Origin of the sequence: Tenacibaculum aestuariivivum, from assembly GCF_964507685.1 — a bacterium.
Classification (GTDB): domain Bacteria; phylum Bacteroidota; class Bacteroidia; order Flavobacteriales; family Flavobacteriaceae; genus Polaribacter; species Polaribacter aestuariivivum.
Window position 1 is genome coordinate 1,277,648 of the sequence record NZ_OZ208414.1, and the last position, 21,644, is coordinate 1,299,291.

General features: G+C 30.1%; 20 protein-coding genes and 1 tRNA gene. 6 read left to right on the forward strand and 15 right to left on the reverse strand.

Annotation, left to right across the window (positions count from 1 at the left end):
• Positions 1 to 50: 50 nt before the first annotated feature.
• Positions 51 to 132 (reverse strand) — tRNA-Leu (locus tag ACN5J4_RS05545).
• A gap of 101 nt (positions 133 to 233) precedes the next feature.
• Between ACN5J4_RS05545 and ACN5J4_RS05550 the strand changes: the two genes are divergently transcribed.
• A complete protein-coding gene (locus ACN5J4_RS05550) occupies positions 234 to 1,622 on the forward strand; it encodes a dipeptidase (RefSeq protein ID WP_418651114.1) in 1,389 nt (462 codons plus the stop codon).
• A gap of 218 nt (positions 1,623 to 1,840) precedes the next feature.
• Here ACN5J4_RS05550 and ACN5J4_RS05555 read toward each other — a convergent pair whose 3' ends face one another.
• Positions 1,841 to 2,299, reverse strand: a complete 459-nt coding sequence (locus ACN5J4_RS05555; protein WP_418651115.1) for an Lrp/AsnC family transcriptional regulator — start codon at positions 2,297 to 2,299, stop codon at positions 1,841 to 1,843.
• A gap of 432 nt (positions 2,300 to 2,731) precedes the next feature.
• Here ACN5J4_RS05555 and nhaC point away from each other — a divergent pair, with 432 nt between their 5' ends.
• Positions 2,732 to 4,216: a Na+/H+ antiporter NhaC gene (nhaC, locus tag ACN5J4_RS05560; protein ID WP_418651116.1), complete on the forward strand. Its 1,485-nt coding sequence runs from the start codon at positions 2,732 to 2,734 to the stop codon at positions 4,214 to 4,216.
• Between the two features lie 78 nt (positions 4,217 to 4,294).
• On the opposite strand, the gene ACN5J4_RS05565 is transcribed toward nhaC, so the two are convergent.
• Together ACN5J4_RS05565 and ACN5J4_RS05570 are read right to left on the reverse strand one after the other, a co-directional pair.
• Complete coding sequence (locus ACN5J4_RS05565) at positions 4,295 to 4,549, reverse strand: hypothetical protein (RefSeq protein WP_418651117.1); 255 nt, start codon at positions 4,547 to 4,549, stop codon at positions 4,295 to 4,297.
• A 5-nt stretch (positions 4,550 to 4,554) separates the two neighbouring features.
• Entirely contained in the window at positions 4,555 to 6,519 is a 1,965-nt protein-coding gene (locus tag ACN5J4_RS05570) for a putative porin (RefSeq protein WP_418651118.1), read from the reverse strand.
• Between the two features lie 69 nt (positions 6,520 to 6,588).
• Here ACN5J4_RS05570 and ACN5J4_RS05575 point away from each other — a divergent pair, with 69 nt between their 5' ends.
• Both ACN5J4_RS05575 and ACN5J4_RS05580 read left to right on the forward strand, forming a co-directional pair.
• Positions 6,589 to 7,188 (forward strand): ribonuclease HII, encoded by a 600-nt coding sequence (locus ACN5J4_RS05575; RefSeq protein ID WP_418651119.1) that lies wholly within the window; start codon positions 6,589 to 6,591, stop codon positions 7,186 to 7,188.
• 33 nt (positions 7,189 to 7,221) lie between these two features.
• The gene (locus ACN5J4_RS05580; protein WP_418651120.1) at positions 7,222 to 8,271 is read left to right on the forward strand and encodes a nucleoid-associated protein; all 1,050 of its coding nucleotides are present in this window, start codon (positions 7,222 to 7,224) and stop codon (positions 8,269 to 8,271) included.
• 61 nt (positions 8,272 to 8,332) lie between these two features.
• Here ACN5J4_RS05580 and ACN5J4_RS05585 read toward each other — a convergent pair whose 3' ends face one another.
• The 4 genes from ACN5J4_RS05585 to ACN5J4_RS05600 form a co-directional block, all read right to left on the reverse strand.
• Positions 8,333 to 8,923 carry a PhnA domain-containing protein gene (locus ACN5J4_RS05585; protein WP_418649034.1) on the reverse strand — a complete coding sequence of 197 codons (591 nt, stop codon included), beginning with the start codon at positions 8,921 to 8,923 and terminating at the stop codon, positions 8,333 to 8,335.
• Between the two features lie 920 nt (positions 8,924 to 9,843).
• Entirely contained in the window at positions 9,844 to 10,371 is a 528-nt protein-coding gene (rimM, locus tag ACN5J4_RS05590; protein ID WP_418651142.1) for a ribosome maturation factor RimM, read from the reverse strand.
• A gap of 18 nt (positions 10,372 to 10,389) precedes the next feature.
• Entirely contained in the window at positions 10,390 to 10,890 is a 501-nt protein-coding gene (locus ACN5J4_RS05595; protein ID WP_418649035.1) for a 30S ribosomal protein S16, read from the reverse strand.
• 171 nt (positions 10,891 to 11,061) lie between these two features.
• Entirely contained in the window at positions 11,062 to 11,253 is a 192-nt protein-coding gene (locus ACN5J4_RS05600) for a cold-shock protein (RefSeq protein ID WP_418649036.1), read from the reverse strand.
• A gap of 242 nt (positions 11,254 to 11,495) precedes the next feature.
• Between ACN5J4_RS05600 and dnaE the strand changes: the two genes are divergently transcribed.
• Both dnaE and ACN5J4_RS05610 read left to right on the forward strand, forming a co-directional pair.
• Positions 11,496 to 15,869 carry a DNA polymerase III subunit alpha gene (dnaE, locus tag ACN5J4_RS05605; RefSeq protein WP_418649037.1) on the forward strand — a complete coding sequence of 1,458 codons (4,374 nt, stop codon included), beginning with the start codon at positions 11,496 to 11,498 and terminating at the stop codon, positions 15,867 to 15,869.
• A gap of 1 nt (position 15,870) precedes the next feature.
• Entirely contained in the window at positions 15,871 to 16,230 is a 360-nt protein-coding gene (locus tag ACN5J4_RS05610) for a hypothetical protein (RefSeq protein WP_418649038.1), read from the forward strand.
• Here ACN5J4_RS05610 and gldA read toward each other — a convergent pair.
• The 7 genes from gldA to ACN5J4_RS05645 all read right to left on the reverse strand — a co-directional run bounded on the left by gldA (position 16,220) and on the right by ACN5J4_RS05645 (position 21,488).
• Complete coding sequence (gene gldA / locus ACN5J4_RS05615) at positions 16,220 to 17,113, reverse strand: gliding motility-associated ABC transporter ATP-binding subunit GldA (RefSeq protein ID WP_418649039.1); 894 nt, start codon at positions 17,111 to 17,113, stop codon at positions 16,220 to 16,222. The genes ACN5J4_RS05610 and gldA overlap by 11 nt on opposite strands.
• Positions 17,114 to 17,148: 35 nt before the next feature.
• Entirely contained in the window at positions 17,149 to 17,637 is a 489-nt protein-coding gene (locus ACN5J4_RS05620) for a dihydrofolate reductase (protein WP_418649040.1), read from the reverse strand.
• A 20-nt stretch (positions 17,638 to 17,657) separates the two neighbouring features.
• Positions 17,658 to 17,843 (reverse strand): hypothetical protein, encoded by a 186-nt coding sequence (locus ACN5J4_RS05625; protein WP_418649041.1) that lies wholly within the window; start codon positions 17,841 to 17,843, stop codon positions 17,658 to 17,660.
• A gap of 62 nt (positions 17,844 to 17,905) precedes the next feature.
• Positions 17,906 to 18,730 carry a thymidylate synthase gene (locus tag ACN5J4_RS05630; protein WP_418649042.1) on the reverse strand — a complete coding sequence of 275 codons (825 nt, stop codon included), beginning with the start codon at positions 18,728 to 18,730 and terminating at the stop codon, positions 17,906 to 17,908.
• 182 nt (positions 18,731 to 18,912) lie between these two features.
• Positions 18,913 to 19,527, reverse strand: a complete 615-nt coding sequence (locus ACN5J4_RS05635; RefSeq protein ID WP_418649043.1) for a bifunctional nuclease domain-containing protein — start codon at positions 19,525 to 19,527, stop codon at positions 18,913 to 18,915.
• Positions 19,528 to 19,681: 154 nt separating this feature from the next.
• Positions 19,682 to 20,635, reverse strand: a complete 954-nt coding sequence (locus ACN5J4_RS05640; protein WP_418649044.1) for an electron transfer flavoprotein subunit alpha/FixB family protein — start codon at positions 20,633 to 20,635, stop codon at positions 19,682 to 19,684.
• A 112-nt stretch (positions 20,636 to 20,747) separates the two neighbouring features.
• Complete coding sequence (locus tag ACN5J4_RS05645) at positions 20,748 to 21,488, reverse strand: electron transfer flavoprotein subunit beta/FixA family protein (protein WP_418649045.1); 741 nt, start codon at positions 21,486 to 21,488, stop codon at positions 20,748 to 20,750.
• Between the last annotated feature and the right edge of the window lie 156 nt (positions 21,489 to 21,644).

Sequence of the window (21,644 nt, forward strand, 5' to 3'; positions counted from 1 at the left end):
TATTATAAGCAAAAAAGCTTCTCATAAAAGAGAAGCTTTTTTAAATTAAGTACGGGCAGGGAGACTCGAACTCCCACACCTTTCGGCACTAGATCCTAAGTCTAGCGTGTCTACCAATTCCACCACGCCCGCATACCTAGGTAATTGTGGGTGCAAATATAAACAATACTTACAAACTACAAAGCAGAAGCATATTTTTTTTATTATTTTTGTAGAGTACCAAATTATAACACATGAAAAACGTTCAAGAATATATTGCGCAACATAAAGATAGATTTATAAATGAACTTATCGATTTATTAAAAATACCATCAGTAAGTGCAGATCCTACTTATAAAAAAGAGGTATTAAATACCGCTGATGTTGTTAAAAATAGTTTAGAAAAAGCTGGGTGTGATAATGTAGAAATTTGCGAAACACCTGGATATCCTATTATTTATGGTGAAAAAATAATTGACCCTAATTTACCTACTATTTTAATTTATGGACATTATGATGTGCAACCTGCAGATCCTATTGAACTATGGATTTCTCCTCCTTTTGAACCTGTAATTAAAAAAACAGATATTCATCCTGAAGGTGCAATTTTTGCACGTGGTGCTTGTGATGATAAAGGACAAATGTACATGCATGTAAAAGCTTTAGAGTACATGACAAGTACAGGTAACCTACCTTGTAATGTAAAATTTATGATTGAAGGTGAAGAAGAAGTTGGTTCTGAAAGCTTATCATGGTTTGTTCCTAGAAATAAAGAAAAATTAGCTAACGACGTTATTTTAATTTCTGATACAGGAATGATAGCTAACAATGTTCCATCAATAACAACAGGTTTACGTGGCTTAAGTTATGTTGAAGTAGAAGTTACAGGGCCAAACAGAGATTTACACTCTGGTTTATATGGGGGTGCTGTTGCTAACCCTATTAATATTTTAACAAAAATGATTGCTTCACTACAAGATGAAAATAACCATATTACTATTCCTGGTTTTTATGATGATGTAGAAGAATTGTCTAGAGAAGAACGTGATGAAATGGCTAAAGCTCCTTTTTCTGTAGATGCTTATAAAAAAGCTTTAGACATTGATGACATTTACGGTGAAAAAGGATACACAACTAACGAACGTAATTCAATTAGACCAACGTTAGATGTTAATGGTATTTGGGGAGGTTATACTGGCGAAGGAGCAAAAACAGTAATTGCTTCTAAAGCATCAGCAAAAATATCTATGCGCTTAGTACCTAATCAAAATTGGAAAGTTATTACTGAATTATTTAAAAATCATTTTGAAAGTATTGCTCCAAAATCTGTAAAAGTAAAAGTTACTCCACATCACGGAGGACAAGCATACGTTACCCCTATTGATAATATAGGTTATAAAGCTGCAAGTAAAGCATATACCAAAACATTTGGTAAAACTCCTATTCCACAACGAAGTGGTGGAAGCATTCCTATTGTAGCATTATTTGAAGAAGAATTAAAAAGTAAAAGTATTTTAATGGGATTCGGATTAAATTCTGATGCAATTCACTCGCCAAATGAACATTTTGGAGTTTGGAATTACCTAAAAGGAATTGAAACAATTCCTTATTTTTATAAATATTTCACTGAATTATCTAAATAAATTCTTTAAAACACTAGTAAATAGCCTTGATTCAAACTCAAGGCTATTTATTTTACTACAACAAAAATAATAAGCAATTATTTTCCGATTTTGCACTCACTCTCTACAAGGGGGGAAAAAATACTACAATCGTGGGTGAAATATTTTTATTTTTTTTAACAAATACTAATTCCTTTGGTTTATTTAACATAAAACTATTATATCCTAAAAAATATTTTTTACATAGCTATAGCGGTTGATTGCTTTACCACTCCAATAGTAAAAATACTATGAGTACTTCCTATGTGTTTTAATACCGTTAATTTATTTATTAAAAACTGTCGATATTCATCCATATCTTTTACATATATTTTTAATATATAATCATAATCTCCACTTACATGAAAACACTCAGTTACTTCTTCTAATTTATTTATCTCTCTTTCAAAAACCATAATATATTCCTTCGTATGTTTTTCAAGTTTTAAATGGCAGAATACTAAAAATGCTCTTTCTATTTTATTTTTATTCACTAACGCTACATATTGCGTTATTACCCCTTCTCTTTCTAATTTTTTAATTCGCTCATAAACTGCCGTTACCGATAATCCTAAATGTAAAGACAATTGCTTGGTGGTTTGTTTGCTATCTTGTTGAAGTAATGTTAATAGCCTTTTATCAATTAAATCTAATTTCATCCTAAAAAAATTTATTCTTCTTTAAAAAATAAAGAAACAAAAATAAAACTATCTACTATTATTAATAGTAAATTTAAAAACTAGTAATTCACAAAAATACTTTAATTTTTATTATAAAAAACTTATTACAGTTATACAAACACAACTAAATTCCCCATTAAAAAGAAAAAAACACATAAATACTCTATAAAAACCGTTACATATATTTTGTTTTCATGCATACTTAAAACGTATCTAAATAAAGTATATTTATTATTATTATTATTTTTTCTAGTAAAATTCTATATAGTATTTTTAGCCCTACAAATACCTATATGTAAACACGTCTAAACAATTAATACTAACCTATAAATAAATTGAAGTTTAGTAAAGTTATTCTATTTGTATAATTCTTCACAAAATCGTAACATTACATATCCTAAAATACTATAAATGCACGACGAAAAAAACATCTCTGAAATTAAAATAGAAGACCAAAAAATTATTGAAAATAAAGAACTAAATATATGGGAAGCTTTAATTCCTGTATTTGCTTTAATAATAATGTTAGCTTATAATGTTTTTGTATACGGAGATGATGCTTTAAGTGGTAGTAATCAATTTGTTTTATTATTAGGTGGTGCAGTGGCTGCAATTATAGGTTTTAAAAACAAAGTTTCTTATGAAAGAATGATGGAAGAAGTTGCAGAGAATATAAAATCAACTGTAGGCGCTATATTAATTCTATTAATGGTAGGCTCTTTAGCTGGTACCTGGTTGATTAGCGGTATTATTCCTTCTATGATTTATTATGGATTACAAGTGTTAAATCCAACCATATTTTTGGCCGCCTGCCTAATTATTTGCGCAGTAATATCTATTGCTACAGGAAGCTCATGGACTACTTCAGCTACTGTAGGTATTGCGTTAATAGGTATTGGTGAGGCTTTAGGAATTTCATTAGGAATGACCGCTGGAGCTGTTTTATCAGGTGCCTATTTTGGTGATAAAATGTCTCCAATGTCTGACACTACTAATTTAGCTCCTGCAATGGCAGGCACTGATTTGTTTACTCATATACGCTATATGACTTACACTACAATTCCTACTTTTATAATAACTATGATATTTTTTATAATTTTAGGTTTTACCCAAACAACAACTGGAGAAGCTAATACTCAAAATATGCTAGCTGATATTGATAAGGCGTTTAATATTACTCCTTGGTTATTTTTAGTACCTGCTTTAGTAATAATACTAATAATAAAAAAAACACCGCCTTTAATAGCTTTACTCGGAGGAACTATTTTAGGAGGAGCTTTTGCTTTAATTTTTCAACCTGATGTGGTAGCACAAATTGCTGGTGTAAAAGTTTTAGATTTTAAATCAGCCTATAAAGGTGTTATGCAAGCAATAACAGTAGAAACATCTATTGCTACTGATAATGAAGTTTTAAAAGATTTATTTACGGCTGGAGGAATGAAAAAAATGCTAGGAACAGTATGGCTAATTTTACTAGCAATGGTTTTTGGTGGTATTATGGATGGTATTGGTGCTTTGGCACGAATAAGTAGTTTTATGTTAGGGTTATTTGATTCTGTTTTTGGATTATTTGCTAGTACAGTAGCTACTTGTATAGGTTTAAACTTTACCGCTTCTGACCAGTACTTAGCAATTGTTGTACCTGGAAAAATGTACGCTAAAGCATACAAAGATAAAGGGTTAGCCCCTGAAAACCTAAGTAGAACACTAGAAGATTCTGGTACAGTAACTTCTGTTTTAATTCCTTGGAATACTTGTGGTGCATATCATTCTGGTGTATTAGGTGTACCTGTAGTTGACTATGCTTTTTATGCTATGTTTAACTGGTTAAGTCCTTTTATGACATTACTGTTTGCTGCCTTTAGAATTAAAATTAGAGAACTTGTTAAAAAATAATAATATTGATAAAATAAAAAAAGCCTTCCTTAAAAAAGAAGGCTTTTTTATAACTATATAATACATTGCTCAAAAACACTAGTCTTTATTACTATTTATAAAGACATCAATAATATGTATTACTACCGAAGTTATTAAGAGTAACCAAGGTGTACCATGTAACAAAACGTCAAGCCAATCTTGAAACTGCATTGTATGTTTACCTATAAAGGCATTACCTCCCATAATCCATTGTAATTTACCTAAAATATGTGGTGGATTAAAAGGAGCTAAACCTAAAGTTAAGCTTGTTATTAAAAATAACTTCCAATTTTCTTTTAATTGTTGTTTCATATTAATTATATAAACCAATTCCATACAACTCCAAAACGAATTGTAAAATCTCTATAAGGATTGTTTGGGGCTGATAAATAATTTTTATCTAAAAAGAAAGAGCTTATATTATCTGCTTTAAAATAAATACGCGTTCTACGCACCCTTCCATTAAAAAACAAATCAACCGTTGGATATCCTATTTCGGTATCATTTTGTAATGTGAACTCCGCTAATAAGGGATTATAAGCATTTGCCTTATATTTAGAAAAATACTTAAACGTAGCTCCTATTTGCACAAAAAGGGGATTTCCTTTAAACCAATTATCTGAATAATACAAGGTATTTCTTGTTACAAAATCAGGCACCCTAAACACACTGTTTCCATTGGTTACTTTTTGATACATTAAGGTATTGTCTAATGCAAACTTACCTATAGTAAATTCTTTGGAAATTTTAGCTTTTAAATAATTAACACTTCCTGAAAACTGTTTCGGTAAATTATTTTCATTAAAATAAGTATAATTATCAATATTTGTAATATCTAAAGAAGTGTTTATCCATTTAGAATCTAAAATACCACCAACTGTCCTTGTAGCTACCGCTTCAAAATCGTTTTGCCAATTATAAGCGTTGTAATTACTTTGATGTAATAAAAAATTAAAGTTTGGATACTTCGTATTAAGTTCTAATCGAGCTTTTACTATTACTAAACTATCTTTTTCATAAAAGGCTTCTGTTTTTAAATTACTTCCTGAAAGCCTACCGCTACCAGGTGTTATATTTCCAGACGCATTTACGTGAAAATTTTTAACTTTACCATTCCAATTAGCCCCAAAAGAAACTGCTTTTCCTATTAATTTATTTTTAGTAATACTTACCAAGTTATTTTGTAAGTTTTCATATCCATAATTATAAGAAGTATACCCCGTACTTATTCTAAACTTACCTAATACATATTTAGAATTAAAATCTAAAAAAACACTATTATTATATAATAAATAATCTGTTCTGTTATTAATTTTTCTTGTTGAATTTACATCTCCAAAAACAGTTGTTGTTGCTGTTGATTGATTAAATATATAATATTTAGAATCTCTTGTAAAAGAATGTCCAATTTTTAAGTTAGAAAAATCTTTATTATGTAAATTATCTTTTGAAGCTACTAATTTAAAGGCATGTTCAAAATAAATACGCTTACCTTCAAGCGTATTTTCAGCATCATTTAAATTTACATCTAACCTACCTCTATTACTACTAAAATTAGGGTCATCAGTATAAAAAGCCTTTAGAGCATCGTTGGTTAGCCCCCCATTTTCTTGGTTAAAAAAATCTTGATTAACCAGCTGTCCTTTTATTGCATATTGTTTTTCTGGCGTTTCATATTTAAAACTCAATCTAAAACTACCTGAACTTGCTAACGACTGCCTATAAGTCCCTAAAGATCGTAATCCTTTATAAGAAACTCCTATATTAAATCGTTTAGAAAAATTAGTTGTAAATAATATGTCTAAAACCTGCCCTTGCTCTAAACCCGTTCTATACATTGCTTCTGTTGTAGGTGTTGGTACATGGTAGTAATCAACATCATCTATTTCAAAATAATTAAATTGTTTTGCGCGAAAACCTATATCAGGAAACTGAGCAATGTTTGTAAAACTATATCCTAAATTAGTAAACGTTTGACCTTGGTTATGAAATTCTAATAACTCAAAATTATCTTTCCTTAAAAAATTAAATGTATAATGTTTTTTTAAAGTAAGCGTAGTATCAACAATTGTTGTATCATTTTTAAATGATATTATTTTATAATCCGTGTAGGTAGTTTTTCCACTAAGCTTTACATTAATTTCATTTTCTGAAATAGAATCTAAACGCTTATTTATACCACTCTCATTAAAATTTCCCAAGCCACTATCTAACTGTCTTATTTGAGCATAAAATAGCGAAGTACTTAGTAAACATAAAAACAACAATAAAATTCTCTTCATAGCTACAAAAGTAAATAATTAAACAACAAACATTGTGAATAATTTCTTTGAAAACTGTTAATTTGTAGCATGTTGAAATTAAGCTATAGTGAATACGTACTTGAAACAGGAACAGACGAAGCTGGTAGAGGTTGCTTAAGCGGCCCTGTGGTAGCTGCGGCAGTGATATTACCTGAAAATTTTACGCATGATTTTTTAAATGATTCTAAACAACTCTCAGAAAAAAAACGTCAAGAATTAAAACCATATATTGAAAAGCACGCAGTTGCTTATGGAGTTGCCTTTATAAATAACGAAGAGGTTGATAAAATAAATGTTTTACAAGCCTCAATAACAGGTATGCACCGTGCTATAAAACAGCTTACTACGCAACCTGAATTTATTATTGTTGATGGAAACAAATTTAAGCCTTATCAAAAAATTCCACATCAAACTATTATAAAAGGAGATGCCAAATTTATGAGTATTGCTGCCGCATCTATCTTAGCTAAAACTTATAGAGATGAATATATGGAAAAAATTCATCTAGAATACCCTCAATATAATTGGAAAAAAAATAAAGGATACCCAACTAAAGAACACCGAAATGCAATTCGTGAATTTGGAATTACTCCGTATCACCGCAAGACTTTTAAATTACTTCCTGAACAGTTTAAATTAAAACTTTAGATTCTCTATTTTTGTAATTCAATATTTTAGAAAATGATTAAAAGAACGCGTGCAGAAATTAGCAAATGTATTATACATAAAGTTGCTAATAAATATAATAGCGGTCAAAACGCTTTTTCAGAAAGCTTAGTTCGTTTTGACGAAGAAAGCTACGAATTATTAATGCCTTTTTTATTAAAAAATTTTGGAACCGTAACTCAAAGTTATCGTTTTAACCACCATGCTGATGTTCGTTTAAACGAAATTAACAAATACACTTCTGATATTTTTGAAGATGAAAATACATTTATTGAACACTCTAAAAACATCGTAAATCATTTATATGAACAATCAAACTCAGCAAATATAAAAACAGGTGATGTACTAGTTGTTTATTTTGAAGGCATTGAATATAAAGACGTACTTACCGAGGCTGTAGGAGTTTTTAAAATTGAAAGTAAAGTAGATTTTTTACAAACTTATTTAGATGATGATAGTTTTGACGTAGTGGTACAAAAAGGTATTTCAACCAAAAAACTAGATAAAGGTTGTTTAATTATAAATTCATCAGATACCGAAGGAACTGTAATACTTTCAGTAGACAATAATAATTATGATGCACAATATTGGATTAAAAATTTCTTAAACGCTAAATTTGCTGATGATCGTAATTTACACACTCAAAACTATTTAGAAATGTGTAAAGATTTTTCTGAAGAAATTATTAAACCTGAATTCGGGAAACAAGAACAAAGTAATTTCTTAGCTAATACAGTTGATTATTTTAAAGAACATGAAGATGTAGATTATCATGGTTTTAAAGAAGAAATTTTTGAAGACGAAAAACATAAAGAAAAATTTGAAGACTATAAAAAACACTTCGAAAAATTAAATGATGTATTAATTCGTAATAATTTTGAAGTATCTGATGCTGTATTAAAAAAAGAAAAAAGTAAGTTTAAAACAGAAATTAAATTAGATACTAATATTCAAATTAAAATTGATGTAGATGCTCCTGACGCCTCTTCTGATTACCTAGAACAAGGCTATGATGAAAACAAAAAAATGAAATTTTACAAAGTGTTTTACAATACTGAAAAGTAAAATAAAAAAGGTTGCATTTTTAAAAATACAACCTTTTTTATTTTTTTAAATCACCAAAAAATTATTCTTTTTCAGCCATTTTCTTTACATAATCTGTAATAATTACAATTTGAGTAGGACCTACTTTACCTTCAATATAATTCGCGTTTTCATGATCTAAAGAAATTCTACGAACAGCAGTTCCTTGTTTAGCAACCATACTAGAACCTTTTACTTTTAAATCTTTAATTAATACTACAGAATCTCCTGCCTGTAAAATAGCTCCATTGGCATCTCTGTGAATTATTTTTTCACTCTCTTCTAAATGATCACCACTTTCTTTTGCAAAACGTAAATCATCATCCTCTAAATACAACATATCAAGTAAATCTTGCGGCCATCCTTCTTTACGAAGTCTAGACAACATTCTCCAAGCAACAACTTTTACCGCTCTATACTCACTCCACATACTATCATTTAAACAACGCCAGTGATTAGCATCTGTTTTTTCAGCATCATCAATCTGCTCAATACAAACTTCACAAGCCAACAAACTACCATCAACCCCTCCAATGGGCATTGGTTTCACCTCATAAATAGACAAATTGTCTTTTGAAGCACAAAGCTCACATTGATTTCCACTTCTATCTTCTAATTCCTGTAATAAACTCATTTTTATTTCACTATAAATTAAGGTTTGTAAAAATACATTTTTATTTAATAAACCTAACTGAAAACACTAAAACTTACCGCTAAATATTCTATTTACGTAAGAACCTGTTTAAAAATTAAAGAAAATATTTTTGTAATTCCGAAAACTAAAAAAAGTTAAAAATTGTAAAAATTATGATGTGAAACTGAAATAAATTCAAATTAACAGATTAGATGTTTTTTTAAATAAGGAATTTAAACTCCTTGCACGACTCTTTTTATTTGCTATTTTCTTTAAAAAAACACTGATAAACAGATTTTTAACATAAGATAACATTATCTTTTTTATGTTAAAATTAATACTGATATTTGTAAAACATTCCCTCGCTCTATTATATTAATAAAATTGTTATGGAAATTAGTTTTAAACGAAAAAGAGTAAGGAATATAAAAAGGAAAAGAAAAGTATTTCTGTTTTTACCATTATACTATAACGGCTCTATTTTTTGGTTAGAAAAAGTAATTATTAAAAAAAATTACAACGGTAAAATTTATTTAATTACCGATATAGAGAGGCTAAATAAATAACCTAACAAATTTTAAGACAAAACACCAGCATATAAAAATACTACTATATTCATTATATTTTGTACAAAACAAAAAGCGAAAGATTTTATCTTTCGCTTTTTGTTTCAATTTCAAAAATTATCTATTTAATTTTATTTAGAAATAATCACTATTATTATTGAAAAACAACAATTAAATACAATAATTAGTTCGAAATCTTCCAACTTGTCTATTTTCGGACTCTATACCTAATTCATTGTTGTATATTGTAACTGTAATTATAACCCCCGTATAATTTAAAAACCTTGCTGTTTATTTAAACAACAAGGTTTCTTTTTTTGAAATTATATGATATTTTATTTTTTGAATAAACGATTATTCAAAATAGATATCAATCAATCCTTTTGGAGTTTCAACTTCAATAATTTTATTGACTTTATCAACTTTTTTAATAAAATCATCAATCATAGGAATAAAAATTTCAGCATCACCATTTTCAATTTCAAAAAGAGGTTGAGCTGCTTTATCATTTATGTAGACCAAAGTACCAACTTTTCCAAAATTTTTATCAATAATAGTAAAACCTATAACCTCATGAAAATAAAATTTATTCCCTGAAAGTTTTGGCAACAAACTTAAAGGCAAATAAATTCCGGCTCGCATAATAGCATCTGCATCTGCCTCAGAATCTACATCTTCAAATTTCACGCGAAACATAGTACTTTTACTTAATGAAGATTTTTCAATAAAAAAAGGAACCAGATTATTGCCTAAATCGACAAAAACTGATTCCAAATTTTCGTAAAGATCGGGTTCATCGGTATCTAACTTAATAACAACCTCTCCCTTAAAACTATGTTTTTTAACGATTTTGCCAAGATAAAAGCAATCTTCTTTTTGCATCATCATTATAATACCGTTTTATTCTTCGCTATCTGCTCCGTTTTCAGCAACAACATCTTCGCTATCAGCAACAGGTGTGTTAGCAGCAATACGCGCATCGTTTACAGCTTTTTCAGCCTCTAAAGCTTTTGCTTTTGCATCAGCTTCAGCTTTCGCTAAACCATCAACTTTACTAGCAACTACTCCTGTTTTTTCTTCTAACCAAGCTGCAAATTTAGCATCTGCTTGTTCTTGTGTTAAAGCTCCTTTTTTAACTCCTCCAGCTAAATGATTTTTCAATAAAACACCTTTAAAAGATAAAATGTTTCTTGCAGTATCCGTTGGCTGAGCACCTTTTTGTAACCAATCTACAGCTCCATCAACATCTAAATCAATAGTTGCAGGGTTAGTATTAGGATTATAAGTTCCAATTTTTTCTAAGAAACGTCCATCTCTTTTAGCTCTTGAATCAGCAGCTACTACCCAATAAAAAGGTTTTCCTTTTTTTCCGTGTCTTTGTAATCTAATTTTTACAGGCATAATTTTAATTTTTAAGGTTCGCGACCTTGATTATTAATAAATCTCATCATCTCGTGATAAGTGGGCGCAAATGTATAATTTATTTTTAACTATATAGTAAAAAAACAACTTAAATACAACAAAAAAGAGCCTGTAAAACAAGCTCTTAAGAAAATAAGCACTACTTAAATGTTACAATACTCTAACATCTACAGCATTTAAACCTTTTTTTCCTTCTTTAAGATCAAACTCTACCGTATCACCTTCTCTAACCTCATCGATTAAACCTGATACATGTACAAAATACTCTGTGTTTGTTCCTGACTCTGTAACAAATCCAAAACCTTTAGACTCGTTAAAGAACTTAATTGTTCCTTCTTTCATTGTAAAAAATATTATTATTAAATATAGCCTCAAAGATACTCCTATTAATTAACTACAAATTATCATTCTTACATCTTTTAAAAAACTTAACAACTAGTTAACAATAAGTTATCAATTTAACATAACAAATAGAATGATTATTTAGTCATAAGTTCGTTAATAAGTTCTACCATAAACAACGTAAATTCTTCGTATTTTTACGCTTTACTTTATCTAAACACCCTAATAATTAAACATTATAGATGTATTTAATTTTTGATACTGAAACTACCGGATTACCTAAAAACTGGAATGCACCAATTACAGATACTAATAATTGGCCTAGGGCAATACAAATTGCATGGCAATTACATGATGAATTAGGTAATTTAATTGAACATAATGATTTTTTAATTCAGCCTAACGGTTTTAATATACCTTATGATGCTGAGAGAATTCATGGAATTTCTACTGATTTAGCACAAGAGCAAGGAATTCCCCTTACTCAAGGGTTAGCTTTATTTAACGAAGCATTAAATAAAACAAAATTTATTGTTGGTCAAAATGTTGGGTTTGATTTAAATATTATGGGTTGTGAGTTTCATCGGTTAGGTGTCAACACCATTTTAAACGACCTTGCTATTTTAGATACTTGTACAGAGCAAACCGCTAAAATGTGTCAAATTCCTGGTGGCCGTGGAGGTAAATTTAAATTACCTACACTTACCGAACTACACCAGCATTTATTTGGTATAGGCTTTGGCGATGCTCACAATGCAACTGCCGATGTAGAAGCAACAACTCGTTGTTTTTTAGAACTAATTCGTCTACGTCAATTTACAAAAGAACAACTAGGGGTTTCCGATATTTTTTTTAAGCAATACACAAAAGCAAACCCTACTACTATTAAAGTAATAGGTTTAAATCACTTAAATTTAAAAAGGGAAAGCGAAAAAATACGTGCAAGAATTGAAAAAGCTAAGGGAGCCAAAACAACCATAAACACCAACGAAGGATTAGCTAAATTAGAAAACGTAACCTTTGCACATCTACATAATCATACCCAATATTCTGTCTTACAATCTACCACTCAAATTAGTAGTATAGTAAAAGCTGCGGCCGATGATAACATGTCTGCCGTTGCAATGACTGATACTGGTAATATGATGGCTGCTTTTCATTTTGTACAAGCGGTTTTAAATCATAATAAATCCGTAGAAACAGCTAATATTGAAGCCATTGAAAAAGGAGAAACACCAACTCAAAAACCGTTAAAACCTATTGTTGGTTGTGAATTTAATATTTGTACCGATCACACGAATAAAAGCCAAAAAGACAACGGTTATCAAGTTGTTTTATTAGCCAAAAATAAAAAAGGATATCACAATTTAGCAAAAATGTCATCCATTGCCTTTGTTGATGGTTTTTACTACATTCCTCGAATAGATAAAAAAGTAATTGAGCAATATAAAGAAGATATTATTGTATTAACAGGTAGTTTGTACGGTGAAATTCCTAGTAAAATATTAAATCTTGGTGAAGCACAAGCCGAAGAAGCCTTGCTTTGGTGGAAAAAACAATTTGGTGATGATTTGTACATTGAATTAATGCGCCACAACCAAGAAGATGAAAGAGTTGTAAATGAAACTCTTTTAAAATTCTCAAAAAAACACAACGTAAAAACTGTTGCATCTAATAATACTTTTTATTTAGATAAAAAAGATGCCAATGCTCATGATATTTTATTGTGTGTAAAAGACGGAGAAAAACAAGCAACGCCAAAAGGACGAGGACGAGGATATCGCTACGGTTTACCTAACGATGAATATTACTTCAAATCATCCGAAGAAATGAAAACATTGTTTGCTGACCTTCCAGAAGCAATTATAAATATTCAAGAAATTGTTGATAAAATAGAACCTTATACCTTAGCTCGTGACGTTTTATTACCTGCCTTTGATATTCCTGATGAATTTAAAGATGAAAAAGATAATGAAGATAAAGGAAAACGAGGTGAAAATAATTTTTTACGTAATTTAACGTATGTCGGGGCAAAAAAACGATACGGAGAAATTACAGATAGTATTCGGGAGCGTTTAGATTTTGAATTGGAAGTAATTGAAAAAACAGGCTACCCAGGATACTTCTTAATTGTAGAGGATTTTATTAGAGAAGCTAGAAATATGGATGTAGCCGTTGGACCTGGACGTGGTTCAGCTGCCGGATCTGTAGTTGCTTTTTGTTTATGGATTACTAATATTGACCCTATTAAATACGATTTGCTTTTTGAGCGTTTCTTAAACCCTGAACGTGTATCAATGCCCGATATTGATATTGATTTTGATGATGAAGGTCGTAGTAGGGTAATGGATTATGTTATTGATAAATATGGAGCAAATCAGGTTGCTCAAATTATTACTTACGGTACCATGGCGGCAAAATCATCTATTAGAGATACCGCTCGTGTTTTAGATTTACCACTGTTTGAAGCTGATAGAATTGCCAAGTTAATTCCTGGAATGAAGCTGAAAAAAATATTTTCTTTAGATGATAAACAACTAAAAGAAAAGCTTCGTCCCGAAGAAATCGAATTAGTAAACGAATTAAAAAGACTTTCAGACGGATCTGATTTAATGGCTGAAACCATTAATAAAGCCCGAATTTTAGAAGGTTCTGTTCGAAATACCGGAATTCACGCCTGTGGTGTTATTATTACGCCTGATGATATTACAAAGTTCGTACCTGTTGCCTTGGCAAAAGATTCTGACATGTACGTAACTCAGTTTGATAACTCGGTTGTAGAAGATGCTGGATTATTAAAAATGGACTTCTTAGGATTAAAAACGCTAACCTTAATTAAGGATACCGTTAAAATTGTAAAAGCACGTCACGATGTACTTTTAGATCCTGAAACTTTTCCTTTAGATGATGTAAAAACCTACGAGCTTTTCCAAAGAGGAGAAACCGTTGGTATTTTTCAATATGAATCTCCAGGAATGCAAAAACATATGCGCTCTTTAAAGCCTACTGTTTTTGAAGATTTAATTGCCATGAATGCTTTGTATCGCCCAGGACCTATGGAATATATTCCTTCTTTTATCCGAAGAAAACACGGTGATGAAGAAATTGAATACGATTTACCTGCCATGGAAGAGTACTTATCTGAAACCTACGGAATTACCGTATATCAAGAGCAGGTAATGTTATTATCGCAAAAACTAGCTGATTTTACCAAAGGTGAAGCCGATGTTTTACGTAAGGCAATGGGTAAAAAACAAATTGCGGTACTAGATAAAATGAAACCTAAATTTGTAGCTCAGGCAAGTGCTAATGGTCATGATGCTAAAAAATTAGAGAAAATTTGGACAGACTGGGAAGCTTTTGCATCATACGCCTTTAACAAATCGCACTCTACTTGTTACGCATGGATTGCTTACCAAACAGCTTATTTAAAAGCACACTACCCTGCTGAATATATGGCTGCGGTACTTTCTAATAACATGAACGATATTAAATCGGTATCCTTTTTTATGGAAGAGTGTAAGCGTGCAGGAATTACGGTTTTAGGACCTGATGTTAATGAGTCATTCTCAAAATTTTCTGTAAATAAAGAAGGAGCTATTCGTTTTGGAATGGCGGCTATTAAAGGTGTTGGTGCTTCTGCCGTAAGAGCAATTATTAGTGAACGTGAAAAAAATGGTCATTTCTCTTCTGTTTTTGACCTTGCTAAACGTGTTGACTTACGTGTTGCAAACAAAAAAGCATTTGAAGGCTTAATTTTAGCTGGCGGATTTGATTCTTTTACAAACACACATAGAGCTCAATACTTTGTGGAAGATGAAAAAAATCAAAAATTTATAGAAAAAGCACTTCGTTTTGGTAATAAATATCAAGAAAATAAAAACTCTTCTCAAGTTTCATTATTTGGTGGTGCATCTGAAGAAGAAATGCCTGAGCCAATGATACCTATTTGTGATACTTGGGGTACAATGGAATTATTAGGGAAAGAAAAAGAAGTGGTTGGTATTTATATTTCTGCACATCCACTTGATGATTTTAAAAATGAATTAAAGTTTTGTAACACTACACTATCTGCTTATAATGATTTACCTAAACATGAAGGATTAGCGTTATCATTTGGAGGTATTGTTACCGATGTGCAACATAGAGTTTCAAAAGCTGGTAAAGGATGGGCTACTTTTTTTATTGAAGACTATAGTGAAAATTTTGAGTTTAGAATATTTGGAGAAGAGTATTTAAAATTCAGACATTTTTTAGTTCCTAATTCTTTCTTATTTATAAAAACTATGATAAAACCAGGATGGACTAATAAAGAAGGAATAAAAGGTGAACCTAGAATTAGTTTTACTGATTTTTTATTACTTCATGATATTATGGATAAAATGTGTAAAAAAGTTACTATAAAACTACCTTTGGAAGAAATAAAAGAAAATAAAATAAAAGATTTACAACATTTATTTACCACCAATAGAGGTAGCCAAAATATACATTTTACTATTTGGGATGCAAATGAAAAAATTGAACTTAATTTACCTAGCAGAAATACAAAGGTTAAAATATCTAATGAGTTTTTAAAATTATTAGACGAACAGCATATTAATTATAAATTAAATTAAAATGTTACCTAAACACCAAAATAGTACAGCTTTATTAATAAGTGCTAATACTCATAAATTATACACTAAGTTAATACAACAACTTAATAAAGATTTCAGCTTAGCTAATTTTGATTTTAAATTTATAGAAAATACTACGCCTTTAATTTTAAAAGAAATACTAAGAAATTGCATTAAAAATCTAATAATTAATGATTCTGCTACCTACAAGAATGTTTTATACGTGATTGATGTTTCGGAAAAAAAAATTAACAATATTAACGCATCTGATATTGATACATATACTGATAATATTGTTTTTTTAATTTTAAAAAGAGTGTGGAAAAAAGTTTGGTTCAAAGCTAAATATACTAGTTTGTAAGCTCTCTGAATAAACTTTCTAAATTTTTATTTTCGGTATTTAAGCCTAATATTTTTAATCCGTTTTCTTGAGCAAAATCAAAAATTACGGGGCGCATATCTGTTGTTGTTTTAAAAGTAAGTATCCAGTTATTTTCTAAAGTATTCTTATAATGAATAATATTAGGTAACCGCTGTATAAATTGCTCCTCAAGCTTATAATCAAAAGTTACCTTAATTACCTGCTCTTTATTAGTTTTAAGCTCTAAAATTGGCTTATCAATAACTAGTTGACCTTTATTAATAATAATTACGCGACTACAAACAGCTTCTACTTCTTGCATTATATGGGTAGAAATTAAAACTGTTTTATCTTTTCCGAGTTCTTTTATAAGTTCACGAATTTCGACTAACTGATTAGGGTCTAAACCTGTGGTTGGTTCATCTAAAATTAGCACTTCCGGATCGTGTAAAATAGCAGCTGCCAACCCTACTCGTTGGCGATATCCTTTTGAAAGCTGTGCTATTTTTTTATGTGCCTCAGTAGCTAATCCAACTTTATTAATAACTACATCAATTTTAGTTTTTGCAACTTTATAAACCGAAGCTTGAAATTGCAAATATTCTCGCACATACATTTCTAAGTACAACGGATTGTGCTCTGGCAGGTAGCCTATTTTTTTTTGTGCTTCAATAGGTTTTTTAACAACATCTATTCCACTTATCAAAACAACTCCTTCACTAGGTTTAATAAAGCCGGTTAATATTTTCATTGTGGTAGATTTACCAGCTCCGTTGGGCCCTAAAAAGCCAACTATCTCTCCTTTTTTTGCTTCAAAGGAAATATTATTTACTGCTTTTTGAGTTCCGTAAACTTTAGATATAGAGATGAGTTGTATTGACATATTTTTATTAAGTAAATTCTATAAAAAATTTATTATTATTTCTTTACATAAGAAACAAAACTATAATCATATTTATTTTTTTCATCGGCTTTAAAATCCTCTCTTGATACTTGCTTCCAAACATTCATATCAATAGCAGGAAAAAAAACATCTGCTTCAAAATTATAATGTACAATAGTAATATCTAACCTATCTACTAACCCTTTTTCAATTGCTTGTTTGTATATCTGTGCCCCTCCAATAATAAAAATATCTGAAGTACCTTTTGATAATTCAATAGCACTTTCTATTGAGTTTGCTATTAAACAACCATCTTTAAAGTAATCCTTATTTCTAGTTATAATAACTGACGTACGATTGGGTAATGGTTTACCAATACTTTCAAATGTATTACGCCCCATTAAAATATAGTGCCCTGATGTAATTTTTTTAAACCTCTTTAAATCAGCAGGAAGATGCCAAATTAAATCATTATCTTTTCCTAATGCATTATTATTTGCTATTGCTGCAATTATTGTAATCATAAACTGTATTTAATAAATAGCTACATACTTTTTGCCCACTCTTTAATATAACTTGTTAAATCTATTTTTTCAGTAACAGCATCATGCAAAACGTCTGTTTTAATATTGTCAACTAAAGTCATTATTGCTTCTAAAACTTTTTCATCATTTATATCTGCAATTTTTTCATAAAGGGAATCTTTTAAAACATCAGTATTTGTAGTCATTGTATATCTATTTTAGTTCCTTTTACAAATTTACTAAAGAATCTGCTACATACAATGTTAAATTACACAGCTACAATACCTTTTATATGCGGGTGTGGGTTATAACCAATTAATTCAAAATCTTCAAAGGTAAAATCTTCAATATTTTTAATTGCTGAATTTATTTTCATCTTAGGTAATGGCCTTACTTTACGAGACAACTGTAATTCTAATTGTTTTTGATGGTTATTGTAAATGTGTGCATCACCAAAAGTATGTATAAATTCTCCTGCTTCATAACCACAAACCTGAGCAACCATCATGGTAAATAATGCATAAGAGGCAATATTAAAAGGAACTCCTAAAAAAATATCAGCACTGCGTTGATATAATTGACAAGATAATTTTCCATTAGCAACGTAAAACTGAAAAAAAGCATGACAAGGCGGTAATGCTGCTTTTCCGTTGGCTACATTTTCAGAAAATGATTTTGATGTATCGGGCATTACAGAAGGGTTCCAAGCAGAAACTAACATTCTACGACTATTGGGGTTTTTCTTTAACGTTTCAATAACATCTTTTAATTGGTCAATTTCATCACTATTCCAATTACGCCATTGATGCCCGTAAACGGGTCCTAAATCTCCTTTTTCATCTGCCCAATCATTCCAAATACGCACCCCATTTTTTTGTAAGTAATTAGTATTTGTATCTCCTTTTATAAACCAGAGTAATTCATATATTATTGACTTTAAGTGTAACTTTTTTGTGGTTACCATAGGAAATCCTTTAGCTAAATCAAAACGCATTTGATACCCAAAAACACTTTTTGTTCCGGTTCCTGTTCTATCTCCTTTCTCATTTCCGTTTTCTAAAACGTGTTGTACTAAGTCTAAGTATTGTTGCATTTTCTATTTGTAATTTTAATAAATAAAAGCCTCAATTTTAACTTCGAGATTTTATAATGCGGGTAACTAATCATTCACAATATATTTCAATTATAGGTATCAATAATTTATATAACGTGAAATTTATTATTTCAATGCTAAAACATTTTATTTATTGATATAATAATGAATTTCACTATTTTCTAAGAGCGTTTACTAATTTCATCTCTAATTTTTGCAGCTAACTCATAGTCTTCATTAGCAACAGCTTCATTCATTTTATGATGTAATTCTGACAATGGTATTTTGGTAAATTCTTTAATATTTCCTATTTCCTCATCATCTTCTAAAGAGAATTCTATTTCTTCAGATTCTAAATCTTCTTCTATAATTAACTCTTCATCCATTTTCAAATAAACACCTGCTTTATCTAAAATATTCTCATAGGTAAAAATGGGAGCCTGAAAACGAATAGCTAACGCAATTGCATCTGATGTTCTAGCATCAATAACCTCCTCTACTCCTTCACGTTCACAAATTAAACTAGAATAAAAAACACCATCAATTAACTTATGAATAATTACTTGGCTAACTTTAATAGAAAATCTATCCGAAAATGTTTTAAATAAATCATGTGTAAGTGGCCTTGGAGGACGAATTTCTTTCTCTAAAGCTATTGCTATAGATTGTGCTTCAAAAGCACCAATAATAATAGGTAATGTTCTTTTACCTTCCATTTCACTAAGCACCAATGCATAAGCTCCACTTTGAGTTTGGCTATATGAAATACCTTTAATAATTAGTTTAATTAAACTCATGTATGATTTATAATAAATAATTAAAAAGGCTGTCTAATTTTAGGCGCTACGCTTCAAATTAGACAGCCTTTTTAAGTTGGCACAATTTACTAAAAATTATGATTTGATTAGTAATTTCTATAAAAAGAAAATGTTGCTGTTTTATATATTGCAATTATGCTTGTTTAAAAGCTTTTAATTTTTCAATTAACTGTGGTACTATTTCAAAAGCATCTCCAACAATACCATAATCTGCCACTTTAAAAAAAGGCGCTTCAGAATCTGTATTGATAACAACTTTTACTTTTGATGCATTAATACCTGCTAGGTGCTGAATAGCTCCAGAAATACCAATAGCAATATATAAATTTGAAGCTACAGGCTTACCTGTTTGTCCAACATGCTCACCATGAGGCCTCCATCCTAAATCAGAAACTGGTTTAGAACATGCCGTTGCAGCTCCTAAAACATCAGCTAAATCTTCAATCATTCCCCAGTTTTCAGGCCCTTTTAACCCTCTACCCGCAGAAACTACGATATCAGCATCAGCAATATTTACCTTTCCACTTACCTTATTAACACTTTCTGATTTTACCCCTAACGCAGGTAAAGTAGCATCAAAACTTTCTACAGCACCGCTTACTGGATTTTCATAAGCTCCATAAGAATTTTTTGCAACGCCAACTACTTTTTTATCCGTAGAAATTTCAGTATTATTAAATCCTTTATTAGAAAAAGCAATTCTTTTTACCACAAACGGACTTGTACTACTAGGCAAAGCTACTACGTTAGATGCATATCCTGCCTCTAATGCTACAGCAACTAATGGGGCTACAGTGAAACCATCAATACTAGAATCAATAATTATAGTATTAGCACTTTTTGCTTCTGCAACTTGTTTAATAATTGAAGCATATGCTTTTGCATTAAAAGATGTTAGATCATTTTTAACCTCAACTACTTTATCAGCTCCGTAAGTATATAACAGTGAAGCATCTCCTCCATTGATTGTTAAAACAAATAAATCGCTTCCTAATTGTTCTGCTACTTTTTTCCCGTATGAAACTACCTCAAAAACAGTTTTTTTAAATTTCCCTTCCGATGAATCGGCAAAAACTAATACAGACATATTCTTATATTTTTAATATCATTACAAAACAAATAAACATATTACTTTTAAACATTTTGATTTGCAATAATGTAGATTTAAATCTTAATTTTTAAATTGTTCCTTAACACTCTTAAATTACCTTTGCCTCGTTGTGTAATAAGTCAATTAAAGCATCAACATTATCTACTAACTTAACAGCTCCTTTAGCTATAGGTTTTTCGAAGTTTTTAGTTGAAGTAGCTGCGACAGCACCTATTGGCTCAACTACAGATAAAGGTTTTTTACGAGCCATCATAATTCCACGCATATTAGGAATGCGTAAATCTTTTTCTTCTACCATTCCTTTTTGACCCGCAATAACCATTGGTAATACTGAAGATACTTTTTCTTCTCCACCATCAATTTCTCGCTCTAAAATCACATTTGACCCTTCAATTTCAACGCCTACACAAGCGTTTACGAAGTTAAAATCAACTAAAGAAGCTAACATTCCTGGCACCATTTGCCCATTATAATCTGCCGACTCTTTACCTGCTAACACTAAATCATAACCTCCATTTTTAACAACTGCAGCTAATTCTTTCGCTACCATAAAACCATCTATAGGCGCTACGTTTACACGAATTGCATCATCAGCACCAATAGCTAAAGCCTTACGTAAAGTTGGTTCCGTAGCAGCACTTCCAACACTAACTACAGTTACACTTGCTCCTTGTTTTTCTTTAAACCACATAGCACGAGTTAAACTAAACTCATCATAAGGGTTTATAACATATTGTACTCCATTAGTATCAAACTTTGTATCGTTATCAATAAACTTAATTTTCGAGGTAGTATCAGGTACATGGCTAATACAAACTAATATTTTCATATATCGTTGTTTTTAAGAAACTTAATTTTGAGCAACGAAGTTACGTTTTTTTTTTAATTTACTATGCATGCATAATAAAAACTTAACCTTCTTTACATTAACAATTATAAACCCTGAAAAAAGAAGTATTTATTTGTTTAGGTTAAAAAACCTATT